Below are 18,095 nucleotides of genomic sequence, written 5' to 3' on the forward strand. Positions count from 1 at the left end.
TTCACGTCAGAGTGGAGATGCTCAAAGGCAGGCTGGAGGCTTGGATGACGGACCCGGACACCACCACCATTTCGAACGTCGGGGCGACAAACGTCCACGTTCATGTCGCGCCGCAGGATACGGGTCTGGCGGTCGCGTCGCTGGTTCTGGGCGTCTTCGCCATCTGCACGGTGTGGATCCCGTTTGTCGGCCTGATCGCCTGGATCCTCGCCCCGCTCGGTCTGATCCTGGGCCTGGTGGCGTTGAAGCGTCCGGCCGGTCCGGGCCGGGGCGTGGCGATCGCGGGGATCGTCTGTTCGGCGATCGGTCTGCTGGGCTGCATCGGCTGGATCGTCCTGATCGGCGCGGTGGCCACGGTGGGCGTCGCCTGATCGCGACCACGTGGCCGAACGCCGCTGACGCTGCTAGATCACGCCGCAGCCGCGAGCGTGGCGAAACTGGTAGACGCAAGGGACTTAAAATCCCTCGACTTCGGTCATGCGGGTTCGACCCCCGCCGCTCGCACCAAGCTAGCGCTTCTTGCCCAGCTCTGCGGCGATGTCCTTGATCATGCGGCCGGCCTTGCGATGGGCGGCGGCCAGCTGATCGCGGGTGACGCCCCAGCGCTTCATCCAGTGCTCGACCGCCTGACGTTCGGACATGTCCAGCCGGTCCCGGTCGATGAAGCCGCGCTTGTCTTTCAGGCCCGCCATGGTCCGCTCCGTTGCACGGGGTGAGGTAGCGCGAAACGCGACGGCGCGCGACCGTTCGCCATAACTTCGTGTTTCTCGCAAAGAACCACCCTTAACCCGGCGCGGTTTCATGGGCACAAGGACGAATCGCCCCTCAGCCCCTATGGATATTCGATGAAAAGAGCCCGGCGCGCCCGTATCGTCGCGACCCTGGGACCCGCCAGCCGGGCGCCCGGCATGGTCAAGGCCCTGGCCCAGGCCGGGGTCGACGTCTTCCGCCTGAACTTCAGCCACGGCTCGCATGAGGATCATGCGGCGGCGCTGAAGGCGGTGCGCGGGGCGGAGCTGGCGCTGAAGCGGCCGCTGGGGGTGCTGGCCGACCTGCAGGGGCCCAAGCTGAGACTGGGCCGGTTCGCCAATGTCGAGATCGACGTCAAACCGGGCCACCGGATGCGTTTCGATCTCGATCCCACGCCGGGCGACGAGACCCGGGTGCAGATGCCGCATCCGGAGATCTTCAGGGCGCTGCGCACCGGCATGCTGTTGTTGCTCGACGACGGGCGGGTGCGGCTGCGGGTCAATGAGCGGAGCGACGACTGGGCCGACGTCACGGTTGAGAGCGGCTCGAAACTGTCGGACCGCAAGGGCGTGGCCGTGCCCGAGGCGGTGGTGCCGGTCTCGGCCCTGACGCCCAAGGACCGTGAGGACCTGGCCTTCGCCCTGCGCATCGGCGTCGACTGGGTGGCGCTGAGCTTCGTGCAGAAGGCCGAGGACATGGCCGAGCTGAAGCAGATCGTGAAAGGCCGCGCCGCCTGTCTGGCCAAGATCGAAAAGCCGCAGGCGCTGCTCGAGCTGGAGAGCATCCTCGACTACTGCGACGGGGTGATGGTCGCGCGCGGCGATCTGGGCGTGGAGCTGGAGCCCGAAGAAGTGCCGGTGGCCCAGAAGCAGATCATCCGCGCCGCCCGCCAGCGCGGCGTGCCGGTGATCGTGGCGACTCAGATGCTGGAGAGCATGACCTCGTCCCCGGCCCCCACCCGGGCTGAGGCCTCTGATGTGGCCAACGCCGCCTATGAGGGCGCCGACGCCCTGATGCTGTCGGCCGAGACGGCGTCGGGCGACTATCCGCTGGAATCGGTCGGGGTGATGAGCCGGATCATCGAACGGGTCGAGAAGGACCCGATGTGGCCCAGCCTGATGGACGCCGAACACGCCGGCATGGACGACATCGACGCCGACGCCCTGGTGGCCGCCGCGCGCAAGGCGGCTGAGGCGCAGTCGACGGCCTGTATCGTGGTCTTCACCACCCTCGGCGGGACGGCGCGGCGGATGGCGCGCGAGCGGCCGCTGCAGCCGGTGCTGGCCCTGACCCCCAATCCCGACACGGCCAGGCGGCTGGCCCTCGTCTGGGGACTGGAGACCCGGCTGGGCAAGGAGCCGACCTCGCTGGAGGACGTCACCGAAGACGCCGTCAACAGCGCCGTCGAATACGACATGGCGCAGCCGGGCCAGCGCATCCTGATCCTGGCCGGCACGCCCTTCGGCGCCCCGGGGGCTGCGAATCTGCTGCGACTGGCCCATGCTCCGGCGAAGGGCGCCAAGGGTCGCGCCTGATCCCCAACGGTCCGCATGATCAAATACATCGGCTCCAAGCGCGCCTTGCTGACGCAGATCGCCGCTGCGATCCGCGGGCAGTTGCCCGACGGCGGGACGGTCTGCGACCTGTTCTCCGGCTCCGCCCGGGTCGGCCATGCGCTGAAGGGGGCCGGTTTCCGGGTCTGGTCGAACGACCACAACGCCTATGCCCACGCCCTCGCCACCGCCTATGTGCAGGCCGACCGCGAACGCTGGCTTGAACGGGCCGAGGCGGTGCTGGCCGAGTTGCGGAGCGTGACGCCAGCGGCCGGCTGGTTCACGAAGGCCTTCTGCGAGGACGCCCGCTATTTCACGCCGGAGAACGGCGCGGTGATCGACTCCATGCGTGACCGGATCGCGGCCATGGCGCTGGAACCCGAACTGGAGGCGATCGCGCTCGTCAGTCTGATGGAGGCCGCCGACCGGGTGGATTCCACGGCGGGGCTGCAGATGGCCTATATGAAGCAGTGGGCGGCGCGGGCGCTGAAGCCTCTGGAGCTGCGCATGCCGGACATCCTGCCCGGCGTGGCGGGCGGTCCGTGCAAGGCGACGCGCCGGGATGCGGTGGATCTCGCTCCCGAGGTCGAGGCCGATCTGGTCTATCTGGACCCTCCGTACAACCAGCACTCCTACTTGGGGAACTACCACTGCTGGGAGAGTCTGGTGCTGTGGGACAGGCCCGAGACCTACGGGATCGCCAACAAGCGCATCGATGTCCGCACCCGCAAGAGCCCCTTCAACAGCAAGCCCGGCATCGCCCCCGCGCTGCAAGCCGTGATCGAAGGGCTGAAGGCGCCCAATCTGATCGTCTCGTTCAACGACGAGGGCTATCTGGGCCGCGACCAGCTGGTCGAGATGCTGTCGGGGCGCGGCGAGGTGCAGGTGATCGAGATCGCCCGCCCGCGTTACGTCGGCGCCCGCATCGGCATCCATAATCCGAAGGGCGAAAAGGTCGGGGCGGTGGGCCGGCTGAGGAACGTCGAATATCTGTTCGTGGTCAGCGAACGCCCTGTCCGCCTGGCGGACGCGGCCTAGACGCTCTCTCCTTCACCGCCGTCATCCTCGGGCCTGACCCAAGGATCACGGTCGGGGGAGAGGCGGTGTTGAGGGAACGCGGGTTTGACATTGTCGTTTAGCGGGCATGGAAATGTCATCCATGACCCCCGCCCGCCGTCCTGAAGGCGTCCGCGCCTGTGGCCGCGCCGCCGACGCCTTTGAAACCGTCGCCTGGCGTCCGCCGTCTTCAGCGCGGTTCGATACGCGGGTGGCCAATGATCCGGCGACGCCGGAGCCGACGCTGAAAGAACTGACCGCCGATCTGCCTGGCTGGGTGACGGTCGTGGCCGGCGGCCTGGTCGCGGCGCTGATGGGCGCGATGCTCGGCGGGGTCCTGGCCCTCTAGGCTTCCAGCAGGGCCCGGATCGGCGCCCAGCTGCGGCGGTGCGCAGGGCAGGGACCGAGCGCCTTCAGGGCGGCGGAATGGATCGGCGCGTTGTAGCCCTTGTGCCCGGCGAAGCCGTAACCCGGGTATTCCAAATCCAGCTCGACCATCAGCCGGTCACGCGCCGTCTTGGCCAGGATCGACGCCGCGCCAATCGACAGCGACAGTCCGTCGCCGCCGACAACCGTCTGCACGGCGCACGGCAGTTTGAACCTGTAGTTCCCGTCCACCAGCGCCGCGACGGGCTGGATCGCCATCGCCTCGATCGCCCGGCACATGGCCAGCCCCGTGGCGTGCAGGATGTTGTGGGCCTCGATCTCCTCGACCGAGGCGAAGCCGACGCCCCAGGCGACGGAGCGGGCCTTGATCTCTATCTCCAGCGCTTCGCGCCGGGCATGGGTCAGGGCCTTGGAATCGTCGATGCCCTCGGGCAGGTCGTCGGGGTTCAGGATCACCGCGCCGGCCGACACCGGTCCGGCCCACGGCCCGCGCCCGGCCTCGTCGACGCCGCAGACCGGACCGCCCGCGCTTTCGATCAGCAGGATTTCCAGCGTCAGGGTCGGGAAGGCGCGCGGAGGCTTTGCCGTTGCGGGGGATTTCGAAGGGATTTTCACGACGCGGCCATCGCACGAACCTGCCGGTGACGGAAGCACTCGACGCCGTGGTCGTTGACCATGCCGACCGCCTGCATGAAAGCATAGACGATCACAGGGCCGCAGAAGGTGAAGCCGCGCTGCTTCAGCGCCTTCGCCATGGCTTCGGATTCGAGCGTGGCGACCGGCCGTCCATCGCTATCGGGCCAGGCGTTCTGGATCGGCGCGCCGTCGACGAAGGACCACAGCCATGCGGAGAAGTCCTCTCCGCTGTCGCGCATCGCCAGCCAGATCCTCGCGCCCTTGATGGCGCTGTTGATCTTGGCGCGAGAGCGGATGATGCGTGCGTCGCCCAGAAGCCGCTCGATATCCGCCTCGCCATATGCCGCGATCTTCTCCGGATCGAAGCCGTCGAAGGCGTCGCGCATGCCTTCGCGCTTCCTCAGGATGGTGATCCAGGCCAGTCCGGCCTGGAAGCCGTCCAGCACCAGCTTCTCCCACAGGGCCCGGGCGTCGTACTCGGGCACGCCCCATTCCTCGTCGTGATAGGCGACGTACAGTGGGTCAGTCCCGCACCAGGCGCAGCGAGGAAGTGAGTCGGCCATGGGCGCAGGGTAGCGGATCGGGCGCAAAAAAGGGCCGCGCCCCGGAAGGCGCGGCCCTGATCTTCAGTCGGTCCGGTCGATCAGCCGGCGGTGTAGCGGTACTCGGTGATCTGGCAGACGTTGATCCGATAGCGGATCAGTTCGTCGCCATCGGCGAAGCGGGCCTTGAAGTCATAGAGGCAGGCGCCCGTACCGTCGTCGATGTTGATCCGGACCGAGGCGCCGGAGAGCAGCACGTCCTGTCCGAGAATGTCTTCCTGCCAGTCGGCCTCGCCCGAGTTCGAGGCGTAGAAATGGGTCATGGTGACGCCGGTGGCGTTGATGATGCGAACACGGCGGTCCTGACCGTCGTTGGACTGGAAGCCCATCGTCCCGAAAGCAACAGCCGATATGGCGGCCGCCAGTACGGCGCGGCGTGCGAAAGCCTTGAACATATTGCTGATCCTTTGAGGGATGCGCCCCCTGCGCCCATCCTGCGTATCACCGATGGGTGAACCGCGTCGAGAAGGTGGCGCGAAAATTCCACAGGCGCTGAAAATGTTCGAGTGCTCTTCAGCCCACTTCGGCGAACGCCCGTACCGGAAATGTCCCGAACGCCTTGATCTTCGGCGGGGCGGCGGTGAAGCGGAATCCGGCGTCCGGCAACAGTTCCAGTCCGCGCATGTGCTCGCAGATGGGGATGCCCGCCCTGAGCAGCAGGGTGTGCGCCGGCCGCGCCCGGGTGCGGGTGTCGTCGATATTGTGCGAGTCGATTCCCACGAGGGCCGCGCCCGCATCGACCAGCAGGGCCGCGGCGGCTTCGGTCAGGAAGGGATGATCCTCGAAATAGGCGTCGGTGCGCCAGTGCCGGGCCCAGCCGGTGTGGACCAGCACCGCCATGCCGCGCACGTCGAGCCCGGCGAACCGGTCGGCGTCGATCGCCTGAAGGTCGGGGACGCCGACGACCAGGCCGGGGAGGGCGGCGACGCGAGCGAGACCGACGTCGCTCAGGTCCTCGCCATCTGCGTAGCGGTGGAAGGGCGTGTCCAGATAGGTGCCGGTGTTGCCGACCATCTCGATGCGGCCGATCTGGAATTCGGTCCCGGCGTCGTAGTTGGCGCGCGACGCCTCCCGGCTCAGATGGTCGCAGACCAGCGGCGCGGGGAGGCCCTTGTAGGTGATCATGCCGGCCTCGATGGTGTGGCTGAGGTCGATCAGGCGGCGGGGCGAGTCGGGCATCCCGGCATTCTGACCGCTCCTGAGGCTTTTGTCCTCCGGGCGCGAGCAGGGTCGAATGGCGGGTTGGACGTCCTTCCCACAAACGCGGTAACCCTGTTTTATCGGCGGCCCTCGATCCGCCGCCAAACCCTCGGAGACGCGCTGGTGAAATCAGTGCCGTTCTGTCTGGCGGGGCTGCTGCTGACCGCGTCGCCGACGGCGGCGCAGTATCCGCCGCCCGCCGACTATCCCCTGCCACCGGGCCATGCACCGGTCGGGGTGTGCGAGATTCGGCCTGACGCCCCCTACATTAATCCCAGATTGCCGCTGGGCCGCGCGGCCTACGCCAATCGCCCCGCCTGCCGCACCACCTGGGCGCCGGGGTCCGCTGGGCCGGGGGTTTACGTCCAGGGTCCGCCGATTCAGGTCGAGGGTCCGCCGGTCAGCATAGGCGGCCTGATGATCTATCTGGTCCCGCCCGAGATCGTGGTTCACCCCTCGGAGGTGACCGTCGAGCCGCCGCAGGTCCATGGGGCCGAGGTCACGACGCCAGAGAGCACGGTCCCTGATACCGGCGAGTGAAGCCGGTCAGACCGCCAGCCCCGTCCACTCCGGCCGACGCACCGTGATCGGCCGCCCATCGACCGTCAGCGCGCCCTCCAGACGGTCCAGCCTCAGCAGGGCCATCGCCCCGCCTTCGCGACCGCTCAGCACCTCGCCGGCGCGGAGTTCGCCGTTCAGCACCTCGGCGCCGAAGGGCGGGGGCGGACCGTCGAAGACGATCGGCAGCATGCGGTTCTTGATGCTGCCGCGGCGTTTCATGCGCGAGGTGGTCTCCTGCCCGACGAAACAGCCTTTCTGGAAATCGATCCCGTTCAGGAGGTCGAAATTGGCCTCGATCGGATAGACCTTGTCCGAAGCGGCGTCAGCGGTCGGGTCGGGAACCCCGACGGACAGGCGATGGGCCTGCCAGTCGGCTTCGGTCGCGTCGGTTGCACCATCGCCGGAGAGGCTTCGGCCACCGAGGCTCGATGTCCGCGGGTCTGCGATGAAGCCTTCGGGCAGCGGCCCGTCCCAGGCCGCCAGAACCCGGCGATCGTCCGCTTCGGCCGCGACCTGGGCCCTCAGGCGATACATGGCCAGTCGCTGCAACAGGCTCTCGCGGCGGTCCGCGGCGACGTCCAGCACGACGGCGTCGGCCTCGCCCCACAGGAAGAGGTCGAACAGCAGCCGGCCCGGCGGCGAGAGCAGGGCGCCGAAGCGCAGCTCTCCCGGCTTCAGGGTCTCGACGTCCTGGGTCAGGAGGTTGTGCAGGAAGGGGCGGGCATCGGGACCCGAGACCCGGATCAGGGCGCGGCTGTCGAGGCGGGCGATGCGGGCGGTCATGGCACCTAGATAGGGCGCGTCGCGGCTGTGGGCCATGGCCGCATACCGTCTGCTGCGACGAGAGAATCCGTATACGGTCGATCCATGGCCGGACGGTTCCCCATCCTCTACATCGCCGAAGCGGATGCGAGCGACGCGATCCTGTCGTCGGGGGTGCTCGCCTGTATGGTCGAGGCCATGCCGCAGGCGAGCTTCACCGTGGTGGGCTCGCCGAAGAGCGCGCCCCTGTTCGCCGACACGCCCCGGCTGGACCGGCTGATCGTGCTGGAGCGCGACAGCCGGCTGGACTGGCTGGGTCTGTGGAACAAGGTGCGGGAGACGAAATGGGGGCTGGTCGTCGATATGCGCGGCACCACTCTGTCGGCCAAGCTGAAGCGGCAGAAGCGGGCCGTTCGCGGCGCCTGGGAGGCCGGAGTCCATGCGGTTGAGCAGGCGGCACGGGTGCTGCAGCTCGAGGACGTTCCGGCGCCGAAGCTGTTCGTATCGGAGGCAACCCGCGCCAAGGCGGACGCCTTGATCCCGGAGGAGGGCGTTCCGCTGCTGGCTATCGGCCCCGGCGCGGACTGGATGGGCAAGGTCTGGCCGTCGGAGCGCTACGCCAAGGTGGCGGTGGCGCTGGTCGGCGACGGCGGGCCGCTGGAGGGCGGGCGGGTGATCGTGGTGGGAGACGACAATGCCCGCGACGCGGCCCACGTCATCCGCCTGTCGCTGCCGCGCAATCGGGTGACCGAGCTGCAGGGCCGGCTGGGTCGGCTGGAGACGGTCGCGGCCCTCGGACGGGCGGCGCTCTATGTCGGGGCCGACACCATCTGGACCGATCTGGCCGTGGCCTCGGGGGTTCCGGTTGTGGCGGCCTTCGGGCCGTCGGACGAGGTGGAGCACGGGCCCTGGGGCGGGCTCGCGGTGCGGGGCCCGCGCTCGGTCGACGAGTTCCGCAAGATCGACCCCAACCTCAATCAGGCGATCCAGCATATGAACGATCTGCCCGCAGACCGGGTACTGGCGGCGGCGAAGAAGCTGTTGGCCGAGCGGGCGACGGCCTAGAACCTTGGGCCGCGCGGGGCTAAGGGACGGGACATGACCCAGAGCTATGACTTGATCGTCCGCGGCGGCGAAGTGGCCAATCACGCGGGGCGCGGCATGGCCGACGTCGGCGTCATCGACGGCAGGATCGCCTTCATCGGCGACCTGTCCCAAGCCAGCGCCGGCGAAACCGTGGATGCAAGAGGCCTGACCGTCCTGCCCGGCGTCATCGACACCCAGGTCCATTTCCGCGAGCCGGGGCTTGAGTGGAAGGAAGACCTCGAGAGCGGATCGCGGGCCGCCGCCCTTGGCGGCGTTGTCGCCGTGTTCGAAATGCCGAACACCGAGCCCTCCACCACCGACCCCGACGCCCTGGCCGACAAGCTGACGCGGGCCCGCGACCGGATGTGGACCGACCACGCCTTCTACATCGGCGGCACCCACGACAATGCGAAATACCTGGCCGAGCTGGAGCGGCTGCCGGGCTGCTGCGGGGTCAAGGTGTTCATGGGGGCTTCGACCGGGACCCTTCTGGTCGCCGACGACGACGGGGTGCGCGAGGTGCTGCGCCATGTGAAGCGGCGCGCCACCTTCCACTCCGAGGACGAATACCGGCTGGTCGAGCGGCGGCCGCTGGCCCGCGCGGGCGACTGGACCAGCCACCCCGAGGTCCGCGACGCTGAAAGCGCCATCATGTCGACCCGCCGCCTCGTGCGGCTGGCGCAGGAGACCGGCGCGCGCATCCATGTGCTGCACGTCACCACGGCCGAGGAGATCGCCTTCCTCGCCGATCACAAGGACGTCGCCACGGTCGAGGTCACGCCCCAGCATCTGACCCTCGAAGGGCCGGAGGCCTATGAGCGGCTCAAAGGGCTGGCGCAGATGAACCCGCCGATCCGCGAGGCGCGCCATGTCGCCGGCCTGTGGCGCGGGATCGAACAGGGCGTCGCCGACGTGCTGGGTTCCGACCACGCGCCGCATACGCTGGAGGAGAAGGCCCGGCCCTATCCGGCCTCGCCCTCGGGAATGCCGGGGGTTCAGACGCTGGTGCCGGTGATGCTGACGCATGTGGCGAACGGGCGGCTGTCGCTGGACCGGTTCATCGACCTGACCTCGCACGGGGCCAACCGGGTGTTCGGCATCGCCGGCAAGGGCCGGATGGCCGAGGGCTATGACGCCGACCTGACGCTGGTGGACCTGAAGGCGAAGCATGTCATCCGCCACGCTGACATGGCCAGCCGCTGCGGCTGGACGCCGTTCGACGGCTTCGAGGCGACAGGCAAGGCTGTGGCCACCATCGTGCGCGGCCGGGTGGTGATGAAGGACGGCGAGCTGGTCGGCTCGGCCCACGGGCGGCCGGTGCGGTTTCAGGAGACGCTGGTCTAGCGTGGCTGGAGAATGAAGCCGGCCACGTCGTCGACCACGCCGGGGGCGAGTGGCAGGGTCGGGTCGCTGTAGGTGGCGATGTTGGCGGCGCGGTCGGCGGGCGCGATCTTCAGCAGGTGATTGACTCCCTCCCAGGTCGCCAGACGGGCGTCGGGACGGGCCGCGGCCATGGCCCTCGCGTCGGTCAGGCCGACCTGGATGTCCGTCGTGCCCTGCCCGATCATCACCGGCCCGTCCCAGGCGGCGACCATCGCCGCGGGATCCAGCGGCAGCCACGAGATGATGTAGGGCTGGACCGAGGGGCGGAACAGGGCGGCCAGTTGCGGCGGGACGTCCGTGACCGCGCGTCCGGCCTCGAGCTCGGCGAGGATGGCCAGGGCCTGGCCCCGGAGGGGTTCGGGGGCGTTCGCCAGCTGCTCGCGCAGGACCGCGCCGATCGGCCGGCCCGCTCCGGACAGCAGCACGAGGCCGCAGACGGCGTCGTCTCCCCCGGCCACGGCGGCGAGCGCGACCAGCGCCCCCTCGCTGTGCCCGATCAGCCAGGCGCACGGCTGGCCGGTCAGCCGGGCGGTCTCGGCGGCCCAGGCTCGGGCGTCATCCGAGTAGTGGGTGAAGCGCAGGTCGGCTTCCGTCATTCCGCCGGCGGCGCTTGCGCCGATGCCCCGTTTGTCGGTGCGGACGGTGGCGACGCCCCGTTCGGCCAGCCCCTCGGCGAGCAGGCGGTAGCTGGAGGCCGAGACGCCGAGCGGGCTGTTCCCGTCCCGGTCGGTGGGACCGGAGCCGGCGATGATCAGGGCGGCGGCTTGGGTCGGACCTCCCGGCGTCAGCAGGGTCCCGTGCAGGGGCGCGGGTTCCGACGGCAGGGTGACCGGTGTCGCGACCGGGTCGGACAGGAGGGCGGCGGCGAGGATGAGGCTGAGCATGGCGGTCTCCGTGCGGTCGGGATCAGAAGGGCTGGCGGTCGGGATCGGTGCGCCAGACGCGCCAGCTCTCGACCACGGACCAGACGGCGGCGACGGCGACGGCGGTTAGGAGGGCGTAGAGGCCGAGAGGCGGGGGCGCGAAGGGGGCTGTGAGCAGCCCGACGAGGCCGATGAGGAAGAGGAGACGCCCGGCGAGCCGGTTGGAGCGCTCCCACGCCAGACGGCTCTTGTAGGCCCAGGGCGTGCGAACGCCGACGAAGGGATTGGGGCCGACCCGGCCGAGAAAGGCGCCGATGATCAGGAGGACGAGGCTCGTCATGGCCACGGGCACGGCGCCGTCGATATCGGTCGCGCCGGAAAGGCTGGCCGAGGCGATCAGAAGGCTGATGAGGGGAATGGTCAGGACCACGACGAGTTGGGCGTAACGCAGGGCGCGCCGGCGCGCCGGGTCGTCGGCGCGATCGACCGCGAAGGCCATGCCGCCGCCCAGCAGCAGGGTTAGGAGGGCAAGGCCGACGAGGAGGCCGCCGATCGCTTCTCGCGTGCCCCAGTCATCGGCCTGACCGGACGCGTTCCAGTGAACCGGCATCAGCTCTGTGGGGCCGGCGAAGATGGTCCAGACACCGAGGCCGCCGACCATGAGGCTGAGGACGACGGTGGCCAGATTGAGGGCCGAAAGGGATTTCCGTGGCGCGGTCATGTCTTGTCTCCCGAATCCTGGCGGCCGGAGCCGGTCATGGCCAGCAGGAAGGCGAGGGCCTCCTCCACGGCCGAAATCTCGAGCCGGTAGCGGATCGAGGCCCCCTCGCGCTCGGGTGAGACCAGACCGGCCTCCTTGAGCGCATTGAGATGGCCGGTGATCGTCGGCCAGCTCATGTCGAAGGCGGCGGCGATGTCGCCGGACGCCATCGGCCCCTTGCGCAGCATGTCGATGATGCGGCGACGCACAGGATGCGACAGGGCCTTGAACAGCAGGTTCATAAGGCAAGACGCTAATTAGGAATAACGCTAAATGCAAGAGGCTTTTGCGACGCGGCGAGGGAAGGCGTGCGGAGCGCCGGGCCCGCGCCCGGAGTTGTTTGTGTTTACCGTTTCGACGCAGACAGACGCTCCGCGCGGAGATTGATCGGAAGCTTGCGTCCGGTGGCGGTTTTATCGCCTTACCGCAGCGCCTCCGGCGGGCGGGCCGTGCTTGCGACACGGTCCCCGGACCGGGCGAGTATCCCCCTCGCCCCTGACATCCGTTTGGTTATCAGACCCCGGGCGTTGGCTGCCTTGCTCTGGCAGCCGGGAACCGGGCCCCCGCTTCTCCACATCCCGCCGCCAAAGGACGCAAGGCCTCTGCGCCTCCCCTGCGACGGAACGGGGGGAGTCTAGGAGGGGCTGTTCCTATGGCGGGATAGGGACGCTGTAATTTTTGGAAGGCGCGTGGAGTCAGAGGCTTGGCGGGGCGGGATATGCTGACAATCGGCGGATTGTGAGCGGCGCATTCCTGTCTCCTCCCCGTTCGCGCAGCGAATGGGGAGGTGGCGCGGCGCATCTTGCGCCGTGACGGAGGGGTGGCGGCGGGCGCCCCTCCACCATGCTTCGCATGGTCCCCCTCCCCATCGCTTCGCGACAGGGAGGAGACGCACAGCCAAGACCTTAGCGCACCTGCACCAGCGCCCGCCTCCCTCAGATCGAGAAGCTCACCCCGCACCCGCAGCTGGACGCCGCGTTGGGATTCCGCACTACGAATTGCGCGCCGGCGAGATCGTCGACGAAGGCGATCTCGGAGCCCTTGAGGAAGGGCAGGGAGATCGGGTCAACGATGGCCGTCTGGCCGGCGGCCTCGATGCGGATGTCGTCGGGCTCGGCGGCCTGGACCAGTTCGAACCGGTACTGGAAGCCGGAACAGCCGCCGCCGTCGACGGCGACGCGCAGCATCACCGCATGACCTTCGCTCTCGCCCAGTTCGGCCAGCCGTTTCGCGGCGCTGTCGGACAACGACAGGCCATGCCCGCCGGCGGACGGCGATATCTGGAACAGGGATGCGGATTGGACGGTGCTCACAGGGGGCTATATGAGGCGCGCAGGGCCGATCGGAAAGGCCCGCAGCCGAATGAGCAGCCGACGTTGATCCCCGAACGCGCCGCCTATGCCGAATACCCCGAGCACAGCCGCGGCCGGCTGACGCCCGAGCCGATCAGCCGCACGCGCAACGCCTACGCCCGCGACCGCGACCGGATCATCCACGCCACCGCCTTCCGCCGCCTGAAGGAGAAGACCCAGGTCTTCGTGGCGCATGAGGGCGATCACTACCGCACCCGCCTGACCCATTCGCTGGAGGTGGCCCAGATCGCGCGGTCGCTGGCCCACGCCCTGCGGCTGGACACCGACCTGGCCGAGACGGTGGCGCTGGCGCACGACCTGGGCCATCCGCCGTTCGGCCATGCCGGCGAGGACGAACTGCAGGCCCAGATGGCGCTTTGGGGCGGCTTCGACCACAACGTCCAGACCTTCCGCGTGGTGACCCGGCTGGAGCATCGCTATCCCCAGTTCGAGGGGCTGAACCTGAGCTGGGAGACCGTCGAGGGAGTGGTCAAGCACAACGGGCCGGTGTCGCACCGGCTGGATGAGCCGGCGTGGAAGGCCATCGCCGACTACACTCTGGATCATGGGGCGCCGGCCTGGGACCTGCGGCTGGATACCTTCGCCTCGCTGGAGGCGCAGGCGGCGGCGATCGCCGACGACATCGCCTACAACAATCACGACGTCGACGACGGGGTGCAGGCGGGGCTGTTCACCCTCGAGGACCTGAACGATGTGCCGCTGATCGGACCGGTGCTGCACGGGGTGCGCAGGGACTGGCCCGACCTCGACGACCGGATGATCCGCATCGAGGCGGTGCGGCGCATGATCGGGGCCATGGTCGAGGACGTGCTGGCCGAGACCGAGACGCGGATCGCGGCGGCGGGCGTCCGCTCGACCGAGGCCGTACGCACTGCCGGCCGAACCCTTGTGGCCTTTTCGCCCGGCATGCTGGCCGATCTGGGCGTGCTGCGGAAATTCCTGTTCGAGCGGATGTACCGCCACTATCGCGTCAACCGTACGCGCAGCCAGGCGCGGCGGCTGCTGGGCGAGATGTTCCAGCTGTTCATGGCCGAGCCCGCGACCCTGCCGCCCGAATGGTCGGGCCGGGCGGATGTGGCGGACGAGGCGAAACGGGCCCGGGCGGTGTGCGACTATATCGCCGGCATGACCGACCGTTACGCCATCGAGGAACACAGGAAGCTGTTCAGCCTCGACCTCGCGCTGGATTTGTAGGGGCGCCGCGCCCTCCGGTCGTCATCCTCGGACTCGATCCGAGGATCAGACCGTCCGGTGCGCGGTGGGAGGCGAACAGCGAGGTCGCGGGGCCGTCCCATACGCACAGCCCGGCTTTGCCTCTGGTCCTCGGGTCAAGCCCGAGGATGACGGGGTTGGGGACGACGGTGGAGAGATCGTTCTCCCGGCCTGAAAAAGGACTCGGACCGGGATAGAGTGTCCGTTCCGCGCGTCGATTCGCGCGGACCCGACGGAAGGCGCGGCCATGTCCAACGAAGATCCCTATCGTCCGAACCAGGGCCGCGACCGGGGCGCCTATACGCCGCCGACGGACGACGACCTGCCGTTCAACCGCGGCGGCTATGACGCGCGCCGGGCCGGCGGGGGAGGCGCGGCCAAGGCGCCGCCGATGACGCTGATCATCTCGGGCGTGGTGCTGCTGGTCCTGATCATCGCCGTGGTGGTCTATTACCGCGCCGGGCCGCGGTCTTCGAACGACGCCCCGCCGGCCGTGGGCACGCCGGTCGTGCAGATGAAGGCCGACGCCCCGCTGGAGGCCCAGCCGATCGATCCGGAAGCCGGCATCGACGTCTATGACGCCGCCGAGGCCCCGACCACCGCCCCGACCTTCACGCCGCCGCCCGAAGTCGCCCAGCCGCGTCCCGCGCCGCGTCCGGCCGGAACGACCGCGCCGGTCGCGCCGCGTCCGACACCCGTGACCCCGCCGGCGGCCAAGACCGAACCCCGCGCCCCGGCGACCGTCGGCGGGACCTCAAGCGTGCAGATCGGCGCCTTCTCGACGCCCAGTCTGGCGGATCGTGAGTTCGCCGCCATGGTCGGCCGCTATCCCCAGTTCACCGCCGGCGCCGACAAGCGGGTGCAGGAGGTCACGGCCTCGAACGGTTCAACCGTCTATCGCACCACCGTCACCGGCCTGAGCCGCGACCAGGCGACCGGCCTGTGCGACGCCATCAAGGCCGCCGGCGGCGACTGTTTCGTGCGCTGAGGGTGGGTTCCGATCGAGCCCATGGCCCACCTTCCCGCTCATCCCGGCGAATGCCGGGACCCGGATCACGAACGGGGCTGATGGCATTGAGCGCCGGACCCATTAATCCGGGTAGCGAGACCTCGCATCTGGGTCCCGGCATTCGCCGGGATGAGCGGTCAGGGGTAGCTCTGTGACGGCTGCGATGATCCTGGGCTGTAGCGGCCATCGGCTGACGGAGGCGGAACGGGCCTTCTTCGCCGAGGCGCGACCGTGGGGCTTCATCCTGTTCCGGCGCAATATCGACAGCCCGGAGCAGGTGCGGGCCCTGACGGACGAGTTGCGCGACAGCATCGGCGACGCCCTGGCTCCGATCCTGATCGACCAGGAAGGCGGCCGGGTGCAGCGGATGGGCCCGCCGCACTGGCGGAAATATCCGCCCGGCGAGGCCTATCTGGAGGCGACGAACGATCCGTTGGCGGCCCGCGAACTGGTCCGGCTGGGCGCGCGGCTGATGGCGCATGACCTGAAGGCGGTGGGGATCAATGTCGACTGCCTGCCGGTGCTCGACGTTCCGGTTTCCGGGGCTCACGACATCATTGGTGATCGGGCCTATGCCCGTGATCCCGCGACGGTCGCCCAACTCGGCCGGGCGGCGGCGGAGGGCCTGCTGGCCGGGGGCGTCCTGCCGGTGATCAAACACATGCCGGGGCACGGCCGCGCCTTCGCCGACAGCCACCACGCCCTGCCGGTGGTGCACGCCGATCTGGCGACGCTGGACGGTTGGGATTTCGCGCCGTTCAAGGCGCTGTCGGATATGCCGATGGCGATGACGGCGCATGTGGTGTTCGATGCGATCGATCCGAAACGGCCGGCGACGACCTCGAAGAAGGCGGTCCGGCTGATGCGGGATCATCTCGGTTTCGGCGGACTGATCATGACGGACGACCTGTCGATGAAGGCGCTGTCCGGGACGCTGCGGGAACGCGCCGAAGCGTCCTTGAAGGCGGGTTGCGACGTGGTCCTGCATTGCAACGGCGATCTCGACGAGATGCGGCAGGTCGCCGAAGGAACCGGCAAGCTGAAGGGCCGGGCGGCGAAGCGGGCTGCGGCGGCCATGGCGCGGGTCGTGAGCGCACCGGAGCCGCTGGATGAGCGCGAGGCGCGGGATCGGTTCGCCGCCATGCTGTCTGGCAAGCTGGATGCTGCGCGCGGCCCGGATGTGGGGGAGGCGCAGGCATGACGGATGCGTTCCAGCCCAATCTCGACTTCAGCGCCGCCGAACAGGTCGATGAGCGCGAGGCCTTCGTCGTCGACCTGGATGGTTATGAGGGGCCGCTGCATGTGCTGCTGGCGCTGGCGCGGACGCAGAAGGTCGATCTGCTGAAGCTGTCGATCACCCGGCTGGCGGAACAGTATCTGGCCTTCGTGCACGAGGCGCGGCGGCGGAATTTCTCGTTGGCGGCCGACTATCTCGTGATGGCCTCGTGGCTGGCCTATCTGAAGTCGCGCCTGCTGCTGCCGCGCACGGAGAAGGCGGGTGAGGAGATGCCCGCCGAGGAGATGGCCGCCGCCCTGGCCTTCCGGCTGCAAAAGCTGGAGGCGATGCGCAAGGCGGTCGAGGCGATCACCGCCCGGCCGCGGCTGAAGCGCGACGTCTTCACCCGGGGCGACCCGCAGGCGACGGTGATCATCCCGTCCGACCGCGTCGACGCCAGCCTGTATGAGCTTATGGCCGCCTATGTGACCCAGCGTCGGCGCGAGGAGCAGCGCCACTACAATCCCGGCCAGCGGGTCGAGGCTTTCGCGCTGGAAGCGGCGCGGGACTGGCTGCGGGACATTCTGCCCCGGCTTGAGCAATGGACCCCGCTGGATCAGGTGGCGCCCGCCCACAGCCGGTCGGACGGACCGACCCAGGCCAGCTTTACCGCCTCGACCCTGTCGGCCAGTCTGGAGCTGGTGAAGGAGGGGGCGATGGATGTGAAACAGACGGCCGCCTTCGCGGACCTGTATCTGAAGCGGCGCGGACGGGGTCAGGTGCTGGAGCTGGTGCCGTGATCCAGTTCGCACGCCGTTGTTTTCCGTCATCCTCGGGCTTGACCCGAGGATCAGAGGCGGCCGCGGGCTGTGCGTCGGGGGTGGCCCTCAGACTTGGCCGAACCCCCTGTCACCGCGCACCGGATGGTCTGATCCTCGGGTCAAGCCCGAGGATGACGGTTGGAAGGGTGGGGGTCAGCGTATGATCCAGTTCGCCCCGGACTACGGAGAGATCGAACGCCGCGTTGAGGCCCTGCTGTTCGCCGCAGCAGGACCGCTGTCGGCGGCCGAGATCGCGCGGCGGCTGCCCGAGGGGGCGGATGTCGGCGGGGCCATCTCGGCCCTGCGCGAACGCTATCAGGGGCGGGGGGTCGAGCTGGAGTGTGTCGCGGACCGCTGGGGTTTCCGCACCGCGCCGGACCTGTCCTTCCTGATGACCGAGGAGCGCGAGGAGCCGCGCCGGCTGTCCAAGGCCGCGCTCGAGACCCTGGCCATCATCGCCTATCACCAGCCCTGCACCCGGGCCGAGGTCGAGAGCGTGCGCGGCGTCTCCCTGTCGAGGGGCACGCTGGACCTGCTGCTGGAGATGGGCTTCGTGCGGCTGCGCGGACGGCGGCGGACGCCGGGACGGCCGGTGACATACGGCACCGCCGACCGGTTCCTGGAGCATTTCGGCCTGTCGAACCTGTATGACCTGCCCGGGGTGCAGGAGATGAAGGCGGCGGGATTGCTGGACCTGTCGATCCCGGTGGGGTTCGAGGTGCCGGACCCGTCGCGCGCCACGGACGGCGACGACGAGCCCTTGCTGCCCGGCGACGAGGACACGCCGGAGTTCGCGCAGGATTTTGTGGCTGAGGACTAACCACGTCGAGGTGTCGCAATCACTTCGAACCCTTGCTAAGCCGCT

The 18,095-nt window shown here is 69.1% G+C and carries 22 protein-coding genes and 1 tRNA gene; 13 read left to right on the forward strand and 10 right to left on the reverse strand.

The window, feature by feature from the left end; genetic code table 11:
* The first annotated feature begins 44 nt into the window (after positions 1-44).
* Both ACTIEW_RS02175 and ACTIEW_RS02180 read left to right on the forward strand, forming a co-directional pair.
* The gene (locus ACTIEW_RS02175; protein WP_439476254.1) at positions 45-371 is read left to right on the forward strand and encodes a hypothetical protein; all 327 of its coding nucleotides are present in this window, start codon (positions 45-47) and stop codon (positions 369-371) included.
* 51 nt (positions 372-422) lie between these two features.
* A tRNA-Leu gene (locus ACTIEW_RS02180) sits at positions 423-507 on the forward strand.
* Positions 508-509: 2 nt separating this feature from the next.
* Here the strand turns inward: ACTIEW_RS02180 and ACTIEW_RS02185 are convergent.
* Positions 510-692, reverse strand: coding sequence for a DUF3606 domain-containing protein (locus ACTIEW_RS02185; protein WP_300467388.1), 183 nt, complete (start codon positions 690-692; stop codon positions 510-512).
* A gap of 153 nt (positions 693-845) precedes the next feature.
* Here ACTIEW_RS02185 and pyk point away from each other — a divergent pair, with 153 nt between their 5' ends.
* The 3 genes from pyk (at position 846) to ACTIEW_RS02200 (ending at position 3,708) form a co-directional block, all read left to right on the forward strand.
* On the forward strand, positions 846-2,285 hold the full coding sequence (gene pyk / locus ACTIEW_RS02190) for a pyruvate kinase (protein WP_439476255.1): 1,440 nt from the start codon (positions 846-848) through the stop codon (positions 2,283-2,285).
* A gap of 15 nt (positions 2,286-2,300) precedes the next feature.
* Positions 2,301-3,341 (forward strand): DNA adenine methylase, encoded by a 1,041-nt coding sequence (locus ACTIEW_RS02195; protein ID WP_439476256.1) that lies wholly within the window; start codon positions 2,301-2,303, stop codon positions 3,339-3,341.
* Between the two features lie 121 nt (positions 3,342-3,462).
* Positions 3,463-3,708, forward strand: coding sequence for a hypothetical protein (locus ACTIEW_RS02200; RefSeq protein WP_439476257.1), 246 nt, complete (start codon positions 3,463-3,465; stop codon positions 3,706-3,708).
* Here the strand turns inward: ACTIEW_RS02200 and ACTIEW_RS02205 are convergent.
* The 4 genes from ACTIEW_RS02205 to ACTIEW_RS02220 all read right to left on the reverse strand — a co-directional run bounded on the left by ACTIEW_RS02205 (position 3,705) and on the right by ACTIEW_RS02220 (position 6,163).
* On the reverse strand, positions 3,705-4,361 hold the full coding sequence (locus ACTIEW_RS02205) for a ribonuclease HII (protein ID WP_439476258.1): 657 nt from the start codon (positions 4,359-4,361) through the stop codon (positions 3,705-3,707). The two genes, ACTIEW_RS02200 and ACTIEW_RS02205, sit on opposite strands and share 4 nt — an antisense overlap.
* Positions 4,358-4,945, reverse strand: coding sequence for a DNA-3-methyladenine glycosylase I (locus tag ACTIEW_RS02210; RefSeq protein WP_439476259.1), 588 nt, complete (start codon positions 4,943-4,945; stop codon positions 4,358-4,360). Before ACTIEW_RS02210 ends, ACTIEW_RS02205 begins: the two co-directional genes overlap by 4 nt.
* An 80-nt stretch (positions 4,946-5,025) precedes the next feature.
* Positions 5,026-5,379, reverse strand: a complete 354-nt coding sequence (locus ACTIEW_RS02215) for a hypothetical protein (RefSeq protein WP_439476260.1) — start codon at positions 5,377-5,379, stop codon at positions 5,026-5,028.
* A 118-nt stretch (positions 5,380-5,497) separates the two neighbouring features.
* Positions 5,498-6,163, reverse strand: a complete 666-nt coding sequence (locus tag ACTIEW_RS02220) for a cyclase family protein (protein ID WP_439476261.1) — start codon at positions 6,161-6,163, stop codon at positions 5,498-5,500.
* A 144-nt stretch (positions 6,164-6,307) separates the two neighbouring features.
* On the opposite strand from ACTIEW_RS02220, the gene ACTIEW_RS02225 reads away from it, so the two are divergent.
* Positions 6,308-6,724 (forward strand): hypothetical protein, encoded by a 417-nt coding sequence (locus tag ACTIEW_RS02225; protein WP_439476262.1) that lies wholly within the window; start codon positions 6,308-6,310, stop codon positions 6,722-6,724.
* A 6-nt stretch (positions 6,725-6,730) separates the two neighbouring features.
* On the opposite strand, the gene ygfZ is transcribed toward ACTIEW_RS02225, so the two are convergent.
* Positions 6,731-7,564, reverse strand: coding sequence for a CAF17-like 4Fe-4S cluster assembly/insertion protein YgfZ (ygfZ, locus tag ACTIEW_RS02230; RefSeq protein ID WP_439476263.1), 834 nt, complete (start codon positions 7,562-7,564; stop codon positions 6,731-6,733).
* 48 nt (positions 7,565-7,612) lie between these two features.
* Between ygfZ and ACTIEW_RS02235 the strand changes: the two genes are divergently transcribed.
* Entirely contained in the window at positions 7,613-8,572 is a 960-nt protein-coding gene (locus ACTIEW_RS02235; RefSeq protein WP_439476264.1) for a glycosyltransferase family 9 protein, read from the forward strand.
* Between the two features lie 33 nt (positions 8,573-8,605).
* Positions 8,606-9,937: a dihydroorotase gene (locus tag ACTIEW_RS02240; protein ID WP_439476265.1), complete on the forward strand. Its 1,332-nt coding sequence runs from the start codon at positions 8,606-8,608 to the stop codon at positions 9,935-9,937.
* On the opposite strand, the gene ACTIEW_RS02245 is transcribed toward ACTIEW_RS02240, so the two are convergent.
* From ACTIEW_RS02245 to erpA, 4 genes are all read right to left on the reverse strand, one after another.
* The gene (locus tag ACTIEW_RS02245; protein WP_439476266.1) at positions 9,934-10,860 is read right to left on the reverse strand and encodes an alpha/beta hydrolase; all 927 of its coding nucleotides are present in this window, start codon (positions 10,858-10,860) and stop codon (positions 9,934-9,936) included. The two genes, ACTIEW_RS02240 and ACTIEW_RS02245, sit on opposite strands and share 4 nt — an antisense overlap.
* A 22-nt stretch (positions 10,861-10,882) precedes the next feature.
* Positions 10,883-11,560 (reverse strand): SdpI family protein, encoded by a 678-nt coding sequence (locus ACTIEW_RS02250; RefSeq protein ID WP_439476267.1) that lies wholly within the window; start codon positions 11,558-11,560, stop codon positions 10,883-10,885.
* Positions 11,557-11,841, reverse strand: coding sequence for a metalloregulator ArsR/SmtB family transcription factor (locus tag ACTIEW_RS02255; protein ID WP_439476268.1), 285 nt, complete (start codon positions 11,839-11,841; stop codon positions 11,557-11,559). Before ACTIEW_RS02255 ends, ACTIEW_RS02250 begins: the two co-directional genes overlap by 4 nt.
* A gap of 693 nt (positions 11,842-12,534) precedes the next feature.
* On the reverse strand, positions 12,535-12,912 hold the full coding sequence (gene erpA, locus ACTIEW_RS02260) for an iron-sulfur cluster insertion protein ErpA (protein WP_439476269.1): 378 nt from the start codon (positions 12,910-12,912) through the stop codon (positions 12,535-12,537).
* A gap of 63 nt (positions 12,913-12,975) precedes the next feature.
* Here erpA and ACTIEW_RS02265 point away from each other — a divergent pair, with 63 nt between their 5' ends.
* The 5 genes from ACTIEW_RS02265 (at position 12,976) to scpB (ending at position 18,050) form a co-directional block, all read left to right on the forward strand.
* Positions 12,976-14,166, forward strand: a complete 1,191-nt coding sequence (locus ACTIEW_RS02265; protein WP_439476270.1) for a deoxyguanosinetriphosphate triphosphohydrolase — start codon at positions 12,976-12,978, stop codon at positions 14,164-14,166.
* Between the two features lie 265 nt (positions 14,167-14,431).
* A complete protein-coding gene (locus ACTIEW_RS02270) occupies positions 14,432-15,172 on the forward strand; it encodes an SPOR domain-containing protein (protein WP_439476271.1) in 741 nt (246 codons plus the stop codon).
* Positions 15,173-15,344: 172 nt separating this feature from the next.
* Entirely contained in the window at positions 15,345-16,394 is a 1,050-nt protein-coding gene (gene nagZ, locus ACTIEW_RS02275; RefSeq protein WP_439476272.1) for a beta-N-acetylhexosaminidase, read from the forward strand.
* Positions 16,391-17,209 carry a segregation and condensation protein A gene (locus ACTIEW_RS02280; RefSeq protein ID WP_439476273.1) on the forward strand — a complete coding sequence of 273 codons (819 nt, stop codon included), beginning with the start codon at positions 16,391-16,393 and terminating at the stop codon, positions 17,207-17,209. The genes nagZ and ACTIEW_RS02280 overlap by 4 nt, the downstream gene beginning before the upstream one ends.
* A 181-nt stretch (positions 17,210-17,390) precedes the next feature.
* The gene (scpB, locus tag ACTIEW_RS02285; protein WP_439476274.1) at positions 17,391-18,050 is read left to right on the forward strand and encodes an SMC-Scp complex subunit ScpB; all 660 of its coding nucleotides are present in this window, start codon (positions 17,391-17,393) and stop codon (positions 18,048-18,050) included.
* Positions 18,051-18,095: the final 45 nt, after the last annotated feature.

The organism is Brevundimonas sp., from assembly GCF_051860745.1.
Lineage (GTDB): Bacteria > Pseudomonadota > Alphaproteobacteria > Caulobacterales > Caulobacteraceae > Brevundimonas.

Coding starts and splice junctions, on each gene's coding strand:
- ACTIEW_RS02175 (WP_439476254.1), top strand. CDS start 45: ATGACGGACCCGGACACCACCACCATTTCGAACGTCGGGGCGACAAAC.
- ACTIEW_RS02185 (WP_300467388.1), bottom strand. CDS start 692: ATGGCGGGCCTGAAAGACAAGCGCGGCTTCATCGACCGGGACCGGCTG.
- pyk (WP_439476255.1), top strand. CDS start 846: ATGAAAAGAGCCCGGCGCGCCCGTATCGTCGCGACCCTGGGACCCGCC.
- ACTIEW_RS02195 (WP_439476256.1), top strand. CDS start 2,301: ATGATCAAATACATCGGCTCCAAGCGCGCCTTGCTGACGCAGATCGCC.
- ACTIEW_RS02200 (WP_439476257.1), top strand. CDS start 3,463: ATGACCCCCGCCCGCCGTCCTGAAGGCGTCCGCGCCTGTGGCCGCGCC.
- ACTIEW_RS02210 (WP_439476259.1), bottom strand. CDS start 4,945: ATGGCCGACTCACTTCCTCGCTGCGCCTGGTGCGGGACTGACCCACTG.
- ACTIEW_RS02215 (WP_439476260.1), bottom strand. CDS start 5,379: ATGTTCAAGGCTTTCGCACGCCGCGCCGTACTGGCGGCCGCCATATCG.
- ACTIEW_RS02220 (WP_439476261.1), bottom strand. CDS start 6,163: ATGCCCGACTCGCCCCGCCGCCTGATCGACCTCAGCCACACCATCGAG.
- ygfZ (WP_439476263.1), bottom strand. CDS start 7,564: ATGGCCCACAGCCGCGACGCGCCCTATCTAGGTGCCATGACCGCCCGC.
- ACTIEW_RS02235 (WP_439476264.1), top strand. CDS start 7,613: ATGGCCGGACGGTTCCCCATCCTCTACATCGCCGAAGCGGATGCGAGC.
- ACTIEW_RS02240 (WP_439476265.1), top strand. CDS start 8,606: ATGACCCAGAGCTATGACTTGATCGTCCGCGGCGGCGAAGTGGCCAAT.
- ACTIEW_RS02245 (WP_439476266.1), bottom strand. CDS start 10,860: ATGCTCAGCCTCATCCTCGCCGCCGCCCTCCTGTCCGACCCGGTCGCG.
- ACTIEW_RS02250 (WP_439476267.1), bottom strand. CDS start 11,560: ATGACCGCGCCACGGAAATCCCTTTCGGCCCTCAATCTGGCCACCGTC.
- ACTIEW_RS02255 (WP_439476268.1), bottom strand. CDS start 11,841: ATGAACCTGCTGTTCAAGGCCCTGTCGCATCCTGTGCGTCGCCGCATC.
- ACTIEW_RS02270 (WP_439476271.1), top strand. CDS start 14,432: ATGTCCAACGAAGATCCCTATCGTCCGAACCAGGGCCGCGACCGGGGC.
- ACTIEW_RS02280 (WP_439476273.1), top strand. CDS start 16,391: ATGACGGATGCGTTCCAGCCCAATCTCGACTTCAGCGCCGCCGAACAG.
- scpB (WP_439476274.1), top strand. CDS start 17,391: ATGATCCAGTTCGCCCCGGACTACGGAGAGATCGAACGCCGCGTTGAG.